Raw genomic sequence first — 18,966 nt, 5'->3', positions numbered from 1 at the left:
GGAACATATTGTTAACCTCAATTATTGTTCTGTTTGTTACTTTCGTTGTATTTTTCATATTTTCCTACATACAGTACAAAAGCATACAGCAACGGATACAGAATATCTATACCTCCGTTAACAGTGATCAGAATAACTTCTCGGACTTATTGAAGCTATTCAATGAGGCGGAGGACCATTTCCGTATTTTCTCCATCACCTATAACATGGAAGACTATACGAGTTACCGTTCGCGATTAGTGAAACTCAAAGATGCTGTAGACTCCCTCAAATATGCTAAGGAAGACTCCTCCCTGCAAAAACCCAACAGCGATTATAAGGGCAGATCTGTAAATGACCTGCTGCCCCAATACGACAAGTTGAACAGTATGCTGGACTCCATGTTGACGGCATCCAAGGACCTCAACATCCTCCGGACGGAATACTCCAACAGCGAACTTTTTGAGTTGTCTCCCATCCATCAGCCCACAGAAACGGTGACAGAGGTGGATCCCAAGAAAATTGTTGTTAAGCGGAAACCCTTGCTAAAGCGCATATTCCAAAGAACAGATGATACGGTTACCGTAGATAATATCAGTATCCAACACACGGAAAAAATTATTCAGGAGAACAACAATCTCCAGAAGATCATTCATGAAAACAACATCAAGGCCCAGGAAAAGCTTGAAGAACTGAAGCAAACGCTTGGCAAATTGCGCAAAAACGAACGGGCACTTTTGGCAGACAACTTCACGCTCTTGCACAGTGCAAACCAGTTGATCCGGATAATCCATGAACAACGGATTCAGATCCAACGGGAAAATACAGATCATGAACTCAGCACGCTGATCGCCAAGACTGACACCTTTAAGTGGCAGATCATTATTTCGTTGACCTTTGTCTTTATCGTCATCTGTATATTGGTATACTATCAATTTTTCACGAGCTACTATGAACAGAAGCTGATGGACGAGAAAGTGTATGCATCTAAACTTGCTGAGCAGAAAACCGATATCCTTGCAGAGATCACCCATGAAATCCGGACTCCAATCAATTCCCTGATCGGTATTGTGGATCTTTTGAAAAGCCGAAAGGACTTGTATCAACCTAAGGACATTCTGCTGTTGGAATCTGCCTATTCGAATATAACCGCGACCTCCAAGACGATCAATGACATTCTTAACCTCAGCAAGATCGATCAGCACGATGTACTGGAGTCCAGTCACTTCGACTATATGGATCTCCTTGCCGAAGTCATGGAGGCGCATAAAAACCAAGCGGACCTGAAGAATATTAAACTGGAATTTGAAAATGACAGGGATAAGCCGACCATAATCTTTTCGGATGAAGTCAAGCTGAAACAGGTCATCAGTAATTTGGTGAGCAATGCGATCAAATATTCCACCCATGGCACCGTGAAGGCGAGCATGGATGTCGATAGCCAAAGCAACTTGATCATTACCGTGTCGGATCAAGGGCAAGGAATTCCAGATGCGCTGAAGAAGAATATCTTCAAGAAATACTATACCGTCAACAGCAACAATAAGATTGAAGGTGGCGTAGGCTTGGGACTTTACATCACCAAGAACATCGTGAACATGTTGAACGGGAAGATCAACTTTAAGACCAATGCGGGATTGGGAACCATTTTTAAGGTAGAGGTTCCTATTCCTAAGCCAAAACAGCGAAGGAAGACAACCCTGAATGTGCAGAAAGTGAACGACCTTCCGAAGGACTTGAATTGGCTAATTGTCGATGATAATGCCTTGAACTTACTCTATTTGAAGCAATTTTTCTCGTTACACAACCATGTGAACACAGCGATCAACGGAAAAGAGGCCCTGGAGGTGCTCCGCAATGTCCCTATCGATGTGATTGTTACGGATATTAACATGCCGGTAATGACGGGTGACGAGTTATTGGCGAACGTTCGTGCGAACCGCGCGTGGGATAATATTAAAATAATAGCCACATCCTCTGATAATGAGCAAGTTAAAAAACTAGAAAAGGTCAGAAAGGTTAGTTTTGATGGTATTTTGATCAAGCCGTTCAACGAGCGGAAGTTGACAGAAACGATCTTGAAAACCATTTACCCGATCTTTGAGGATGGTGAGGCGATGTCCGAAAAACCCTAATTGTTCAAAACTTTTTTTTCTTTTTTTCATCTAAACTCTTGTAAATAAAAGTTTTTAGTATCTTTGCAATCCCTACACAGTAGGGAAAAGGAGATTATTAATTAATGGCAAAAAAACAAGAAGCAGAAAAAGAGTTAGCGGCGAAAAACGCAGAGCTACAAGGTGCTGACACAAAAGTTGTGAAGGACACTGAACAGATTGAGTCTGAAGCAGATTCAAATTTAATCGATGAGATTAAATCAAACACATGGAGTACTCCATCTGGAGACTTCGACTGGGATCTTGATGAAAAAGCATTTGGGAACTACAGTGATGCAGAGCGTACGCAATTAGAAGAGCAATACGCAGGCACATTCAACCAAATCAATCAAGGCGAGATTATTGAAGGTACAGTTGTATCGATCAATAACAAAGATGTTGTTTTAAACATCGGTTTCAAATCAGACGGTCTGGTAGCATTATCTGAGTTCCGTGACTTACCTGACTTAAAAGTAGGTGATACTGTTGATGTATTTGTTGAATCACAAGAGGATGCAAACGGTCAGTTGGTATTATCTCGCAAACGTGCGAAAACTCAAAAATCTTGGGAAGAGATCAACGAAGCTTTAGAAAATGACAAAGTTATCGATGGTTTCGTTAAATCACGTACTAAAGGTGGTTTAATCGTAGACATCAAAGGTGTTGAGGCTTTCTTACCAGGATCTCAAATTGATATTAAGCCAATCCGTGACTACGATATCTACGTAGGAAAAACTATGGAATTCAAGGTTGTTAAGATCAACCACGAGTTCAAAAACGTAGTAGTTTCTCACAAAGTATTGATCGAGGACGATTTAGAAAACCAAAAATCAGAAATCGTTGCGAAATTGGAAAAAGGTCAAGTATTGGAAGGTACTGTTAAAAATATCACTGACTTCGGTGTGTTCATCGACTTGGGTGGTGTTGACGGATTACTTCACATTACAGACATCTCTTGGGGCCGTATCGAGCATCCAAAAGAGGTATTGGCATTAGACCAAACAATCAACGTTGTAGTTCTTGACTTTGATGACGAGAAAAAACGTATCGCACTAGGTTTGAAACAACTTTCTGAGCACCCTTGGGAATCTTTAGACAAAAACCTAGAAGTAGGTTCTAAAGTAAAAGGTAAAATCGTTACTGTAGCTGACTACGGTGCGTTCTTAGAAATCATCCCTGGTGTTGAAGGTTTGATCCACGTATCAGAAATGTCTTGGTCTCAAAACTTACGTTCTCCACAAGAGTTCTTGAAAGTAGGCGACGAAATCGAAGCTGAAATCTTAACACTTGACCGTGAAGAGCGCAAGATGAGCTTAGGTATCAAACAATTGACTCAAGATCCATGGCAAAACATCACTGAGCGTTACCCAGTAGGTTCTAAACAATCAGCAGTTGTTAAAAACATGACTAACTTCGGTGTATTCGTTGAATTAGAAGACGGAATCGATGGTTTGATCCACATCTCTGACCTTTCTTGGTCTAAGAAAGTTAACCACCCTAACGAATTCACTAAAGTTGGTGAGCGTTTAGATGTTGTGGTTCTTGAACTTGACGAAGAAAACCGTAAACTTTCTCTAGGTCACAAACAATTAGAAGAAAACCCTTGGGATACTTTCGAAACAATCTTCACTGAAGGTTCTGTTCACGAAGGTACAGTAATCAAAGTTGGTGACAAAGGTGATATCGTTGCGCTACAGTACGGTGTTGAAGGCTTCTGCCCGAACAAACACTCTGTAAAAGAAGACGGTTCAGCATTGAAAGTTGACGAAGTTGCTGAGTTCAAAATCATTGAATTCAACAAAGAAAACAAACGTCTAGTGATCTCTCACTCTCGTATTTGGGAAGACCAAAAAGCAGAAGCGCGTATCGAAGACTTCAACAACCGCAAGAAAGAAGCTAAAGCAGCTTCATCTGCAGTGAAGAAAGTTAAAGATTCAGTTGAAAAATCTACTTTAGGTGATCTTGACGTTCTAGCTCAATTGAAAGAGCAAATGGAAGACAACGAGAAAAAATCTAAATAAGTTTAGATTGCTCTACATACTTCGAAGCCCCGGTTCATGAACCGGGGCTTTTTTTGTGCCGTACATCCTCCCTTCTTTGTAACGGTAGGATGCAAGGCCAACATCAAGCCTACCCAATTTTTGCTCTTCCCTCCATCTAGCTTTCCCCTTTCCAAAAAATTATCCTTAACTTCATTCAGCGAAACAAAGCCGTTTTATGATGAATCAATCCGCCCTAATATCAACCGACCATGCCCTTCGGCTTATCAATGAGGAAAAGTGTGTTGTCCTGGATGCCAGTATTGACAAGGTCAATCAAAAGCTGGACCCCCAGCAGGTAGATCTCCTGCCGAATTCCCTATTCTTTGATATTGAAGGTGTATTTTCAGACCATAGCTCCGGATTGCCGCATACCATGGTGGATGCAGACACGTTCAGCAGGGAGGCCCAAAAACTAGGCATAGACAACGATTCAACCGTTATTGTTTATGATCGGTGGGGGGTGTACTCAAGTCCACGAGCTTGGTGGATGTTCCGGTATATGGGCTTTGATAAAGTGTATGTATTGAATGGCGGATCGCCAGCATGGAAAGCGGCTGGCTTGCCCATCGTCCATGAACATGGTGAAGCTGAAACAAACGGAGTCTTCATCGCCAAACCGCAAGCAGAGTGGTTGACCAGTAAAGAAGAATTACTACAGAACTTAGATAATGACCACGTGCAGGTGCTCGATGCTCGCTCCCCGGCACGTTTCCATGGCACAGCAGCCGAACCGCGGGAAGGACTCCGTTCCGGACATATGCCTGGTGCAAAGAACATTCCCTTTGACCAAGTGCTGGACGAACAATACCTCAAGGATGAGGAAGAACTACGTGGTGTATTTGAAGGGAAAGCGGATAACAGTAAAAGATTAATCTTCACGTGCGGATCGGGCATTTCTGCCGCCATCATTGCACTAGCGGCACATGAGGTAGGTCTGGACCAGATCAGCCTATATGATGGCTCCTGGAGCGAATGGGGTGCCGATCCATCGCTTCCTATACAAAAGGATTAAAAAAGGGTGTCCTCATGGACACCCTGAACAATATTATTTTCGTGGACTTGGCAAAGGCACATAGCCATCATCGCCAGGTACCTTCGGAAATTCATGGTCGATCCATTTCTGTTTAGCTTCATCAATGGTCTCCTTGCTGCTGGCAACAAAATTCCACGAGATAAACCGCTCTTCTGGGAAAGGTTCTCCACCGAAGATATAAACGGTAGTCCCTGCCTTCATCTCAAAGGTACACAGATGGGCATCCAATGTAATCAAGATCTGTTTAGGTCCATAGGTAAAGCCATTGCTGGAGATTTCGCCTTCCAGGATATACAATCCGCTCTCGCCGTACAATTCACCCTTGATATCAATCAATGCATCTTTTGAGGCTTTTACCTCGATCATGTACAACTTGCTGTAAACCGGAACCGGAGATTTCTTGTCAAATGCGTCTCCTGCGATAAGCTTATAGGAGATGCCATCGTCTTCCCACGCTGGGATATCGTTGGCTTCGATATGATGGAATTCAGGTTCCATAAACTCAAGTTCCTTAGGCAGCGCCACCCAAATCTGCAAGCCATGAAGATATTTATCCTGTTGCCTCAAATACTCCGGTGTTCGTTCCGAATGGACAACGCCCTTTCCGGCAGTCATCCAGTTGACGGCACCCGGTTTGATCTCCATAGCCGTACCCAGGCTATCTCGATGGAAAATAGCACCATCGAAAAGATAGGTCAGGGTCGATAAGCCGATATGCGGATGTGGTCCGACATCCAGATTCTCATGGTCAGCGAGGCATGCTGGTCCCATATGGTCAATAAACACAAATGGGCCAATGGATCTTTTCTGACGGAAAGGCAATAACCTTCCCACCAAAAAGTTCCCGATATCTGCGGCGGTTTCTTCTTTAATGAAATCGATATTCGACATAAAACTCCTTAATTTGTATAATTTATCCTTAAAGTTAAGGAATATTAGCCGTTATTGACTAGCCGAAAAATCATTTCCGCAGCTAATTTTGTCGTTCTACTGTCAATATCATATTGGGGATTGATCTCTGCAAAATCAATGGTGCACACCTTCGGCAAGGTGGTAATAAAATTGAATAATGCATAATACATGCTATCTGGAACCACCCCATTGAACGCCGGAGAACTGACTCCTGGCGCATACGGTGCAGCGAAGAAATCCATATCGACGGTCACATAAATGGCGTCTACCCCATTAGCAAAATCCTCAATCTGTTCCAATATCTTTTCCAAGTTCCAAGGGGTAAGTTCATTGCGTAGGATATACCGGACTCCGTTCTGATCGGCATACCTGAATAAACCCAATGTATTGCTGATTTCCTGTATGCCCAGGGCGAGGTAGCCTACTTCAATGCCTTCAGCTTTCGCTTCCTCCAGGATCTGGTAGAATCCTGTTCCGGAATTACCGCGGCCACCCTGAGTTTGACGTGCGTCGAAATGTGCATCCAGATTGATGATTCCGATCTTCTTCCCTGCTTTTGCCTGCTTCACTCCTTGGTAATGGCCATAGGTGATTTCATGTCCACCACCGATCACAATGGTAAATCCTCCCTGCTCCAGTACCTGTCCGACCCGCTTGGCCAATTCCTGCTGGGCGGATTCCATATCCTCGCCGATGCAAACAACGTCTCCGGCATCCATGAGAACCTGAGAAGAAGGAATATGGTCCGGTAAATTTGCCAATACCTTACGCACGGTCGCAGGACCATCCTTCGCCCCCACCCGACCCAGGTTCCGACGGACCCCTTCGTCACAGCAGAATCCCAAAAGGACAAAACTGGTATCGAATTCGATTTTCTGTGTATCCAGATTGAGCATTTCGATCCGCTGATGCCACCTTCTGAAGTTGGCATCCGCACCATCGACCCTGCCCGTCCATGCAGCCCGATCTCCGGGTTGATATTGTTTATCGTGCATATGTAAATTATTTCGATGCATTAAAAAGTCCGTCGATAAGTTCATCGGCAACCACCGCAGCCTTGGTGACCTGCAATTCTGGGGTCCTATTCAATTCCGTCTCAATGGCCGACATGGCTTCTTTATTTCGTGCCCAAGCACGTCGTGCAATACCGTTATTCACATCGAAGAAGAGCATCTGTTTCAGTTTCGCTTCACTGGCAGCTGAACCATCCAGCACCATGCCAAAACCACCGTTGATCACCTCGCCCCAACCAACACCGCCACCGTTGTGGATGGAAACCCAGGTCGCTCCACGGAAGCTATCGCCAATGACATTGTGAATGGCCATATCAGCCGTAAACTTGCTACCATCGTAGATATTGCTGGTCTCGCGGTATGGCGAGTCCGTACCACTGACATCATGGTGATCCCTACCCAATACGACTGGAGCCGATAATCGGCCATCCTGTACGGCATCATTGAACGCTTTGGCAATCCGCATGCGTCCCAACGCGTCCGCATATAGAATACGTGCCTGTGACCCGACCACCAACCTATTCTTCTCGGCTTCCTGGATCCAGCGGATGTTATCTTCCATCTGCTGATAGATTTCCTCAGATGCCGCTTGCTGAAGCTCTTGCATGACTTCGAGCGCAAGCTGATCCGTTAACCGGAGGTCCTCCGGTTTTCCGGATGTACATACCCAACGGAATGGGCCAAAGCCATAATCGAAACACATCGGCCCCAAAATATCCTGGACATACGAAGGATACTTGAAATTGATCCCATCTTCTGCCATGATATCTGCGCCGGCACGACTCGCTTCCAAGAGGAAGGCATTGCCGTAATCAAAGAAATATGTGCCTTTGGCAACGTGGTTATTGATGGCAGCAGCGTGGCGAATTAAGGTGCGCTGTACTTCTTTTTTAAATTGCTCCGGATCATTCGCAATCAGTGCATTCGATTCTTCAAATGTCAAATCCACCGGATAGTAGCCGCCGGACCAAGGATTGTGCAGCGATGTCTGATCAGAACCAACGGTAATCCGGATATCTTCACGGTCAAACGCCTCCCAAACATCAACGATATTACCAATATAGGCAATGGAGACCACACGTTTATCCTCAACGGCCTGCTTAACCGTTGCAATCAGGGCTTCCATATCTTCCACCAGCACATCTACCCAACCCTGTTCGTGGCGTTTCCGCGCTGCAGCAGGGTTCACCTCTGCGCAGACCGTAATGCAACCGGCGATATTGCCGGCCTTTGGCTGCGCACCGCTCATGCCGCCCAAACCGGAAGTGACAAATATCTTTCCTGCAACTTCTTCCCCTTTCGGCAATTGTTTCCGGAAAGCGTTCATTACAGTTATCGTCGTACCATGGACAATACCCTGCGGACCAATATACATATAGGATCCTGCGGTCATCTGTCCATATTGAGTTACGCCCAATGCGTTGAACCGTTCCCAATCATCCGGTTTTGAATAGTTAGGAATCATCATGCCATTGGTTACCACCACCCGCGGTGCCTGTTCCGAAGATGGAAACAACCCCATAGGATGGCCTGAATACATGTGCAGCGTCTGCTGGTTATCCATTTCCGAAAGGTATTTCATGGTAACCAGGTATTGCGCCCAGTTCTGAAAAACCCCACCGTTTCCGCCATACGTGATCAACTCATGTGGATGTTGGGCAACCGCTGGATCCAGGTTGTTCTGGATCATCAACATAATCGCTGCCGCTTGCTGACTCTTTGCCGGATAATCCGATATCGGACGCGCATGCATGGCATAGCTTGGGCGAAAGCGGTACATATAAATCCGACCATAGGTGCGTAATTCGTTTAGAAATTCCTTTGCCAGTTCAGCATGCCATTCCTGTGGGAAATAGCGCAACGCATTTCTGATGGCCAACTTCTCTTCCTCCTTGGTCAGGATAGCTTTGCGCTTTGGCGCATGGCTGACGGTATGATCGAGTTCCACTGCGGCTGGGAGTTCAGAAGGAATCCCCTGTTTGATTGCCGCCTGAAAATTTTCTAAAGTCATGTTAGTTCATTTTTTCGGTATGCACATAGACCTCCATGCCATTTTTCCAAACGGCCACAGGTTGCAATCGCCCCTGTTGATAGGTAATGTTTTGGTAGTTATCGGTACTGTAAATATTAAAATCAGCCAATTGACCTTCTACGAGTCGACCGCGGTCTGAAAGGTTGAGGGCCTTTGCTGCCCTGAAGGTAATCGCCGCAAGAATCTCGGCATTGCTCAACTTTTCCATGGTCGCCAGAATACTAGCACTCTCGATCAATTTGCCCATTGGTGCGGAACCTGGGTTCCAATCGGTAGCTATGGCCAAGCTGGCTCCTGCATCCAATAGTTTTCTCGCCGGTGTAAAGGCGCATCCAATACCAAGCGACGCGGCTGGAAGCGCGACGGCAACCACATCCGAATCGGCCAATAGGTCAATCTCATTGGCTGTTGATGCCTCCAGGTGATCAGCGGAGACCGCGCCAAGTTCGACAGCCAGGTGGGAACCCGATGTGCTGAACTGATCGGCATGGACAGTGATATCAAAACCCATTTCCTTAGCGCGCTGATAATACGGTACGATTTCCTCAGCTGAAAAGGCACTCTTTTCCACAAAGGCATCCACCCGATTGGTCAGCTCTTCGCCTTGCAATACGGGAAAAAGTTCATTCGCCATCAATGTTAAGTATTCTGCTGCTGTGCCTTCAAAATCTTTGGGTAGCATATGTGCGGCTAAACAGGTTGGCACCAAATCTGCAAAGCTGGAAAGATTGGCCTGTTTAATCGCACGAAGGGTTTTCAATTCTTCGTCTACACGCAGTCCATACCCACTTTTCACTTCAATAGTCGTTACTCCCTGCTTAAAAAGGTCATCAGCGCGTTGCAGCGTCAGCTTTTTCAGCTCTTCTTCCGTACATTCCCGGGTATGCTTCACTGTACTCCAAATTCCGCCACCTGCTTCAGCAATTTCCAGGTAGGAACTTCCTGCATTGCGCATGGCAAAATCATTGGCACGGTTCCCGCCGAAGGCAATATGTGTATGGCAGTCGATATACCCCGGTAGGGCCACATATTCGCCCGTCAGCTCTATCAGTTCCACTGAATCACCTAAAGCCTCCTGTAAGCCTTTAAAATTGCCTACAGTCTGCACTTTGCCATCCTTGATATGTATACCTGCATCGGCAATGATCTCTAAATCCTTATCCTGTAAAGCCCCCTTGACAGGCAGATGCTGCATGGTGAGCAACTGCTTGAACGGACCAATTAATTTTTCCTGTACATTCATGCTTAAAAGTTTTCAAAGTAATCCTCACCTTTTCCGAAATAGGCAACTTGATGTTCCGCAGCAGCTTGTTTAGCGACTTCGATCAATTCGCCAGATTTGATGATCGCTAAGGCGTTGTCCAGGATTTCCTGCATCGGTTGATCTTCCTCGATGTGCGGGATGGTCTTCCGGATATGTTGGTGTATCGCCTCGATCACGGCAGTCGACGCCAAGGGGTTGTGGAAATCTTTCGCTTGGGCAGCACAAAGCATCTCAATGCTTAAGATCTTATCTACGTTATCCAACACCTGGAGTAACTTTCTGCCCGAGATGGAACCCATGCTGACATGGTCTTCCTGCCCTAGAGAGGTCGGAATGCTATCTGCACTGGCCGGGAAACATAACCCTTTATTTTCACTGGCAATGGCCGCAGTACTGTACTGCAAGATCATAAATCCAGAATTTAATCCTGTTGTCTTCATTAACAATTTCGGCACCCCATTGGTTTCACCTTCCAGGGATAGGTATACTCTTCGGTCTGAAATATTCCCCAGTTCCGACACCGCCAATGTTGCATAATCCAAAGGCAGGGCAATCGGTTGACCGTGGAAAGAACCGCCGCTGATGGTAAGCTCATTATTGATAATGATTGGATTATCGGTTACCGAGTTTATTTCTAGCTCGATGGTATCCCGAAAATGCAACCAGGCATTGCGGGAAGCGCCATGCACCTGTGGAATGCACCGTAGCGAATATGGATCTTGTACGCGTGAACAATTCTTATGAGATTCCAAAATTGCCGAACCCTTTAAGAGGTTATGGATGGTGGAAGCCACGAAACTGTTTCCTTGGTATGGACGCAATTGGTGCAATTCCGCATAGAACGGTTTAATGGAACCGTTCAACCCTTCGATCATCAAGGTTGCGATCAGGTCTGCATTGTTCATTAATCGGTTCATTTCCACGACTGCTTTTACACCATGAGCCGCCATGAACTGCGTTCCATTGATCAGCGCCAGCCCCTCTTTTGCACCGAGGTGGATAGGCTCCAAGCCCTTCTCTTGCAAAACGGATGAGGTGGACACGACTTGCCCATCTTTCCACACCTTACCAAGACCGATCAAGGGAAGGAACAGATGCGATAGTGGAGCCAAGTCACCAGATGCACCCACAGAACCTTGCTTAGGTACAACTGGAATCACATCTTCCTGAATATGCCAAATGATGCGTTCTACAGTGCTTAATTGCACACCCGAAAAACCCTTCGCCAATGCGTGCACTTTAAGGATGAGCATCAATTTGCTCAATTCCTTATCGATGGGTTCTCCTACGCCAACGGCATGGCTCTTCAAGATATTCTCCTGCAATTTCTTAGTGTCCTGCGGACTGATCAAAGTAGTACATAAAGGGCCAAAACCCGTATTGATCCCGTAAACCACTTTGCCCGAATCCACGATATCCTGCACATACTGCGCACTCTGGTTGATCTTGTCGATCGTATCCGATGATAATACCCCGTGCTGCGCACCTTTGGCAATTGCCACAGCAATGGAACTGCTTAAATAATCTTCTCCGTATTTAAATGTATTCATAATTAACCTGTCTATATCCAAATTTACCTGCTATATTTGATAATTGGTAATACCATTTTTTATATAAATTGATACCTATGAGTTATCAAATAGAACTAAGACATTTACATTACTTTAAGGTTGTTGCAGAGGAACTACACTTCCGAAGAGCAGCTGAGCGCCTTTTTATTGCCCAACCGGGATTGTCCCGACAGATCAAGCAATTGGAAGACTATTATGGTACCCCTCTTTTTATTCGGGATAAGCGGAATGTCGCCCTGACGGAGGCTGGCAGCTATCTCCAAAAGGAAGTGGATCTGTTGTTCAATCAATTGGGAACGGTCAAGGAACATATCGAGAAAATAACAGAGGGGAAGATTACCTCCTTAAAATTAGGGTTTATCGGATCCGCAGTTCAGGCCATTTTGCCTCAATTGTTGGTGGAATTGAAAAAACAGCAGCCATTGATCGACATTACGCTCAATGAACTCACCAATGAAGTCCAATTGGAAATGCTGAGCAAAAAGGAACTAGATTTTGGATTTGTGCGGATAAAGGAAACGCCGATAGGTATGGAGTCGTTACCCATACTCACCGAACATTTCTCCTTGGTGGTACCCAAGAATCGATTTCCGACAAAAGGGAAAGTTAATTTGCAGGATTTTAAGCAGGAGTCGTTCATTCTATTCTCCAAGGAATACAGCAACTCTTATTACGAATTGGTGATGAGTATTTTTGAAGACCATGATTTCGTTCCACATGTAACGCTGAAAACCGTGAATGCTCTCAGTATTTTCAACTTGGTCAGCCAGGGTCTGGGCGTAGCTATTGTGCCATCCTCCCTGAAAAAAGGATACCACACCCATGTGGATTTTTTGGAATTGCAGCACCTACCCCAACGAACTACATTATCCTTGGTCTGGAATAAACAAAATCGAAACCCTGGAATTCCGCTAATGCTGGAAATTGTCAATCAATTCAAGAATATTAAAACATAATGCTAAATATCATTTAGGAATCAATTCTGTTGTATCAACTCGCTTAAAAGCATTAAAAAAAATGAAAATTAATTAGCTCTCCATCAAGTATCCTTAAAAAAAATAGGCGTTTTTTTCCTTAGCTTTATGGAAACCAAACGATTATTGCATCACTTGGGAAAATTTCAATTTTGATGATTCACAAGGTTATGAAACAGCTATTTATTTTGATCTGCATGCTACTACCTATTCTTTCTTTTGGCCAGGGAAATGCTGGCGACCCCTCCATTCAGGAAAAATGGAAGGAAGTGGAAAGGTTAATCTCGATCCATAATTACGAAGAGGCCAAACCCATCCTAAGCGACATAAAAGCCTATGCCAAGCGCACTGGCAATGACCCCATGGTATTGCGGGCCTTTCTGGCAGAGAATAGGTTGCTTCTGGTTAACGTTACGGAAGATCAATTTTTCCTAAAAATAGATCAGCATTTTCAACAGGAAATCAGCACCGCCAAACCTGTAGTAAAGAGCCTGCTTCAATTCTTTTATGCCGAGTTTCTGAACAGTGAAAGACGATTCAGAAGTCAGAGTGATCATCCGTTTGTTGCAGGTAATGATTCTACAAAGAACAAAATCATCGATTCCATTTTTCAACAGGCATTGGAAAATAAACAGCTGCTGAAGAAAGAGGGGCTTACCAATTGGCAGTATCTACTTACTGATAGTACGAATCAATCTTTGACACCAACCCTTTTCCATCAGATCGGTCTCCAATACATCAACTTCTTGCCGAATATGGGGAAAAAGTCGGAGCCCAAGATTCAGCAGCTCGCTGATGAGATCAGTACACTGAATCGATCAGCAGGTTATGCCAATGCTGAAGCTTATCTGGCTTACCGAAAACTAATGTTGAAGCCATCAAATAACCTACAAAAGGCTCTGCTGCAACAGGTCGAAACATACAAAAGTGACTTTAATGCTTTTCTTCTTAGCAAGGTTGCCGAGCTATTGGCCGCAAGGGAAAAATATGTTGAAGCCCTAGCGATGCTGGAGCAAGCAAAACAAGATTATGCAAATTCACCATGGCTGAAAGATATAGAGTTTTTAGAAAATATCATCAAGATGCCATCCTTGGGGGTCGAGTTCAAATATGAACAACCAACGCAAACATATGTACCCTTCTTTATCAATTTCAGGAATACAAAAGACTTGTACATCCGTGTCTACAATATCACCAATACACCCGAAAACTTTCAGAAATTCACCTTTGAACAGGATAGCGCAAGCCGCAAGGTAACAACAACAGCTGCCCTTACATACGAGGAACGGGTCGATTTGGACCGGGAGGAGGATTTCAAAGAACATAAGACCATTTATAAGCTAAATCCGCTAAAAGCTGGAAATTATATGGTATTGGTTTCCAATAATAAAGATTTTATCCATGATGGGCTTTTCCATACCGTGGCAAAAAATCCGATAATCATCACCGACCAATTCAGCTATCTAGAAAATCGGACCGATAAAGAAGACAATGAATCGCTTTTGGTTCAGCTGATCAACAGAAACGATGGGCAGCCTTATGCCCAACGGAAAATTCAAATCTTCCACAACACCACCGATTCAACCATTCAGGTGTCAAAAACAGCAACGACCAATAAGCAAGGTCTGCTCATTTTTAAGCCAAAAGAAAGCGATGACGCTTTCGCGAACGGTGATTTCTTACTATACCTCGAAGACGAAAAACAATTGGTTCCATTGAACAGGCAATCCGCCCGTTACAACTATTTCCAGGATTATGTAGACGACAAGGAAAATATCCGGGCTAGGACAATTTCAGACCGTGCAATCTATAGACCTGGTCAGACCGTCTATTTTAAATCGATCATTTACACTAGCGATTTTCTATCGGGAAAGGTATTGGAAGGACAGAAGATCACGGCTAAACTCGTCGATGGAAATGGACAGCATGTTGATTCCCTTACCCTAACCAGTAACAGCTTCGGTTCCATCCATGGCGAACTGCACATTCCAAAATTGACCTTGAACGGCGGCATGCGAATTGAAATCTACCGGGGCAAGGAGCAGATCAATGCACACTTCTTCCGTGTAGAGGAATACAAAAGACCGACTTTTAAAGTCCTTTTTGATACCAACGAGGAAACATATACCCGAACCGATACGGCAGTATTTTCGGGAAAGGTCGAAACTTTTTCAGGCGTCAATCTCTCGGGAGCAACCGTGAACTACAAGGTAAATATCACGAGCTACGGATCCATATATAGGCAATTTCAATTGCAGGACAGTACGGTCACCGTTGCAGAGGATGGAAGATTCAACATTCGTATCCCCCTAACCGACACAGCACTGACCAAGCTGAAGTCGTTCTCGATCCAGGTAACTGCAGAGGTGGTCAATCAAACTGGAGAGATGCAACAAGCTGTTGCCTTTTATCAGTTTGACGAAAAACCATGGCGCATCAATATTTTGACCGAGGATAGAGCGGAGGAAAAGAAATGGGCAACACTCCATATCGATACCAAAAACCAGAATGGCCAACCCCTAAAATTTGCCGGGAAAGTCAATATCTATAAATTCCAGGAACCTGAAGTGGCCTTGCCCCCGCAGACCTTTCAATTTAAGGATGCTAATTTCCATATTTTGGATAAGAAAGCCTATAAGGAATATTTTCCTTTGATCTATGACGATACCAGGTTAAAGGATCCCAAGAAGACATTGGTAAAAAGCTACACCTTTGATACCAACGACACATCCCTGGTCAAGTTGGATGCCGAACTCTTCGATCGAGGCGCATACCTTGTGGAAGCGATCAGCATGCAGGGCAAGGATACTGTCACCTCCACAAGAACCGTGGAACTGTATGCCGCGGAAACCCATAAAATCACAGATAAGGACTTCTTGGTGGCTAACTTTGATAAAACACAGTATAAAGAGGGCGATCGAGCAAAAATCACCTTTTATTCGGATGTCAAAGAGGCGAAATACCTGTATCTATACACCTCAAATAGTTTTTCTGAGGAAGAAATTCAGATTTTACCCTTCCAGAACGGTAAGTCCGAGTATTCCTTTCCTGTAACCAGGGAACATATCGCTCTGGATTTCAACGTATCCGCCTTGTTGATCGTCAATAATTTGGCTGAAAACATAGACCTCCAGATTCCAGCTGCAGATGCATCGAAAAAATTGCAAATCAGGACCAAAACCTTTCGAGACAAGATTCTTCCTGGAACGCAGGAAACCTGGAGTTTTGAGATTCGCCAGGACGGAAAAGTCATTCCTGCTGAAGTATTAGCTACGATGTATGATGCATCATTGGACGAATTCCAGGTAAATTATATCCGTGGTTACTTTGAGACCGACTTTCCGCATAATTATCAATCGAAAAGAGAGCTGGTCGACCTATTCTACTGGAGCAATTACCCACAATCCATTGCGGTCATTAATCCAATACAGATGGTGACACCGTTAGGTTCACGCATTCCCATGTTCATGAACTATGGCTTATGGAGAAATTTGGATTGGGAAAACTATAATAGGACGATCATTCACGGTTTCTCTAGGGTAGACTACAGCGCGAGCGCTATAGAATCCGATGCTGTGTTAAATGAAGTTGCAGTAATAGGCATGGCTGGAAAAGTAGCCGGCCTATCGGTTGCATCTTTCGAACCTACTGCATATGATGACTTGCATGACGCTCCTCTTCGGCAGGAAAAGGAGGCCATAAAAGATGGATCCGGCGCAATTGATCAGGTCGTACCGAGAACAAATCTGAAGGAAACCGCATTCTTTTACCCCAATCTTACCACCGATAAGGACGGTCTTATCAGTTTCGATTTTACGACACCGGAAGCACTGACCAAATGGAAACTGCAATTATTTGCCCACGGCAAAAAATTGGAAGTTGGCGAGGCCATGCACTATGCCCAGACCCAGAAGCAACTGATGGTCCAACCGAACCTGCCGCGTTATTTCCGCGAAAATGATGAAATGATTTTAAAGGCGCAGGTCCAAAACCTTAGCGATGGACAACAAAAAGGTCAGGCTAAGATAGCGTTCATCAATCTCGTTGATCATGCAGAGGTAACCAAAGACTTTGTTATCGATTCTGAATCCGTATCCTTTGACGTGAAACAGGGTGCTAATCAAACGGTATCCTGGAAGATCAAGGTACCGGCTGGCTATCCAACGGTACAGGTAAAAATAGTTGCCGCTTCAGATAGCTATTCTGATGGTGAAGTGCAGGAATTGGCCGTTTTGAACAATTCAATCCTTATATCCGAAACCCAAAAACTCACCCTCAAGCCGCAGCAGCAGCAAGAGCTAATCCTTGAATCTGCCGGCAAGGAAAACCTCACGGCAAAGGTGCAGGTACAGAGCAATCCGATATTGGAAATTATTTCCGCATTGGACTACCTTAATAATTACCCGTATGATTGCACCGAGCAACAAACCAGCCGATGGTTTGCATTGAAGATGGTGGAATACATCGGTTCCGAATATCCAGCAATCGCGAATTATTTTAAAGCGATTACCGAAAGGGAAACAAAAGGGCGCTTAGCGGATAACAGCGCATTGGCTTCGCTCAGTGCACAAGAGATGCCTTGGATCCGCGACATGCAGGCCGATGAAAAGAAATTAGCTGCTTTGGCGGAGCTGTTCAACAGCAATATCCATAGCGAACTACAGCAATTGGAAAACAAGCTGCAAAAAGCCCAACTGGATAACGGAGCATTCCCATGGTTTGAAGGTGGAAGTGCAAATACAGTTATCTCAATCCGCATTCTGGAAGTTGCAGGAAAGGCACTTCAGTTAAAACCAAGCTCCATTGGCTCAAAAATGCAGGGATCGATGAAAAAACTGATCCAGAACCTGGACGCTGACCCGGCCATTTTTGGTGAGAAAGCATCAGCATCCATCGCTTTGGATTACCTCTATGCACGTCACTTCTGGCATGGCGTAGTTCCTGTTCCGGCGAAGGCCAAGCAAACGCTACAGGCTCGAATAGCCAAGGCACCACTCCACACGGCTGGTAGTCCAGCGGGAATAGCCGCCAAGGCATGGATCGTCAACCAGCTCTTCGGTGCTGGAAAGGAGGCCAATGAACTCAAGAACAGGATCATGCAGGAAGTGATCTACGATGAAAACCGTGGCATGTACTGGGAATCCAATAGCAACCACTACAACGACATCAGCCTGCACAGTTATCTGCTGGAGGCCTATAAACTGTACGATCCGACCAAGCTCAATGCCATCAGCCAATGGATCTTCTATAAAAAGGAAGCGAACTATTGGCGCAGTACCTGGATGACCGTAGATGCCATCTATAGCTTGCTATTGACCAATAATCCGCAGGACTTCCGAATGGAAAACAATGTCCAGGTTTTGGTCGATCGACAAGCCGTAGCGATGGATTCAGTAATATTGGGACAGACATCCAAAACCTTTACACCACAGGAACTGCAGACCGATACCCACATTGAGATTAAGAACAACAACGATCGCACGGTTTATGGTGGTTTGATCCATCAATTCTTCCTTCCCCTGGATCAGGTGGAGGCATCGACAAAAGGCTTGAAGGTCAGCAAGGTCTACCAAGTGGAACGCAAGGGCGAATGGTTGGAGAGCAAGGAGGCTAAGATAGGCGAAAAGATCAGGGTTGTCCTGACGGTCATCAACGATGAGGACCTGCAGTATGTCCACCTGAAAGATAGCCGTCCATCAGGCGTAGAACCGGTATTCCGCAGCTCCGGTTACCATTGGCGCGAGGGATATTACTTCACACTGAAGGATGCCTCCACAAATTATTTCTTCGATTATCTTCCGAAAGGAAAGCGCACCTTTACCTACGAAGTGAAGGCCAATAACATCGGTGCATTCAATTCGGGGATAACCCAGATCGAGGGCATGTACGACCCGACCACCAATGCCCGGTCAGGAAATATACAGCTGCGAATCGTGGAATAAAATTTCAACAAGCAATAAAAAAGGCCGATAAGTCATCTTATCGGCCTTTTC

10 protein-coding genes are annotated in these 18,966 nt (G+C 44.9%); 5 read left to right on the top strand and 5 right to left on the bottom strand.

Going from position 1 to position 18,966, the window contains the following annotated elements:
• Positions 1–8: 8 nt before the first annotated feature.
• The 3 genes from G6N79_RS07355 to G6N79_RS07345 all read left to right on the top strand — a co-directional run bounded on the left by G6N79_RS07355 (position 9) and on the right by G6N79_RS07345 (position 5,186).
• Complete coding sequence (locus G6N79_RS07355) at positions 9–2,114, top strand: hybrid sensor histidine kinase/response regulator (protein WP_160003778.1); 2,106 nt, start codon at positions 9–11, stop codon at positions 2,112–2,114.
• Positions 2,115–2,218: 104 nt separating this feature from the next.
• Positions 2,219–4,153: a 30S ribosomal protein S1 gene (gene rpsA, locus G6N79_RS07350; RefSeq protein WP_103907022.1), complete on the top strand. Its 1,935-nt coding sequence runs from the start codon at positions 2,219–2,221 to the stop codon at positions 4,151–4,153.
• A 196-nt stretch (positions 4,154–4,349) separates the two neighbouring features.
• Positions 4,350–5,186 (top strand): sulfurtransferase, encoded by an 837-nt coding sequence (locus G6N79_RS07345; RefSeq protein ID WP_103907021.1) that lies wholly within the window; start codon positions 4,350–4,352, stop codon positions 5,184–5,186.
• Positions 5,187–5,219: 33 nt separating this feature from the next.
• Here G6N79_RS07345 and G6N79_RS07340 read toward each other — a convergent pair whose 3' ends face one another.
• From G6N79_RS07340 to hutH, 5 genes are read right to left on the bottom strand one after another with little or no spacing between them, the layout of a single operon-like run.
• Entirely contained in the window at positions 5,220–6,098 is an 879-nt protein-coding gene (locus G6N79_RS07340; protein ID WP_103907020.1) for a pirin family protein, read from the bottom strand.
• Positions 6,099–6,142: 44 nt separating this feature from the next.
• Positions 6,143–7,114 carry a formimidoylglutamase gene (hutG, locus tag G6N79_RS07335; RefSeq protein WP_160003776.1) on the bottom strand — a complete coding sequence of 324 codons (972 nt, stop codon included), beginning with the start codon at positions 7,112–7,114 and terminating at the stop codon, positions 6,143–6,145.
• A 7-nt stretch (positions 7,115–7,121) separates the two neighbouring features.
• A complete protein-coding gene (locus G6N79_RS07330) occupies positions 7,122–9,143 on the bottom strand; it encodes a urocanate hydratase (RefSeq protein WP_103907018.1) in 2,022 nt (673 codons plus the stop codon).
• 1 nt (position 9,144) lies between these two features.
• The gene (hutI, locus tag G6N79_RS07325; protein WP_103907017.1) at positions 9,145–10,407 is read right to left on the bottom strand and encodes an imidazolonepropionase; all 1,263 of its coding nucleotides are present in this window, start codon (positions 10,405–10,407) and stop codon (positions 9,145–9,147) included.
• Positions 10,408–10,409: 2 nt separating this feature from the next.
• Positions 10,410–11,978, bottom strand: a complete 1,569-nt coding sequence (gene hutH, locus G6N79_RS07320; RefSeq protein ID WP_103907016.1) for a histidine ammonia-lyase — start codon at positions 11,976–11,978, stop codon at positions 10,410–10,412.
• A gap of 77 nt (positions 11,979–12,055) precedes the next feature.
• Here hutH and G6N79_RS07315 point away from each other — a divergent pair, with 77 nt between their 5' ends.
• On the top strand, positions 12,056–12,955 hold the full coding sequence (locus G6N79_RS07315; protein WP_103907015.1) for a LysR family transcriptional regulator: 900 nt from the start codon (positions 12,056–12,058) through the stop codon (positions 12,953–12,955).
• Between the two features lie 188 nt (positions 12,956–13,143).
• Entirely contained in the window at positions 13,144–18,915 is a 5,772-nt protein-coding gene (locus G6N79_RS07310) for an alpha-2-macroglobulin family protein (protein WP_160003774.1), read from the top strand.
• The last annotated feature ends 51 nt before the right edge of the window (positions 18,916–18,966 follow it).

Source organism: Sphingobacterium lactis (genome assembly GCF_011046555.1).
Taxonomy (GTDB): Bacteria; Bacteroidota; Bacteroidia; order Sphingobacteriales; family Sphingobacteriaceae; genus Sphingobacterium; species Sphingobacterium lactis.
The sequence above is the reverse complement of the archived record's forward strand: the minus strand, read 5'-3'. Positions and strand labels throughout refer to the sequence as shown.

Bases quoted from the DNA above. Each gene is read 5' to 3' on its own strand.
- rpsA (WP_103907022.1), top strand. From the start codon at position 2,219: ATGGCAAAAAAACAAGAAGCAGAAAAAGAGTTAGCGGCGAAAAACGCA.
- G6N79_RS07345 (WP_103907021.1), top strand. From the start codon at position 4,350: ATGATGAATCAATCCGCCCTAATATCAACCGACCATGCCCTTCGGCTT.
- G6N79_RS07340 (WP_103907020.1), bottom strand. From the start codon at position 6,098: ATGTCGAATATCGATTTCATTAAAGAAGAAACCGCCGCAGATATCGGG.
- hutG (WP_160003776.1), bottom strand. From the start codon at position 7,114: ATGCACGATAAACAATATCAACCCGGAGATCGGGCTGCATGGACGGGC.
- G6N79_RS07330 (WP_103907018.1), bottom strand. From the start codon at position 9,143: ATGACTTTAGAAAATTTTCAGGCGGCAATCAAACAGGGGATTCCTTCT.
- hutI (WP_103907017.1), bottom strand. From the start codon at position 10,407: ATGAATGTACAGGAAAAATTAATTGGTCCGTTCAAGCAGTTGCTCACC.
- hutH (WP_103907016.1), bottom strand. From the start codon at position 11,978: ATGAATACATTTAAATACGGAGAAGATTATTTAAGCAGTTCCATTGCT.
- G6N79_RS07315 (WP_103907015.1), top strand. From the start codon at position 12,056: ATGAGTTATCAAATAGAACTAAGACATTTACATTACTTTAAGGTTGTT.
- G6N79_RS07310 (WP_160003774.1), top strand. From the start codon at position 13,144: ATGAAACAGCTATTTATTTTGATCTGCATGCTACTACCTATTCTTTCT.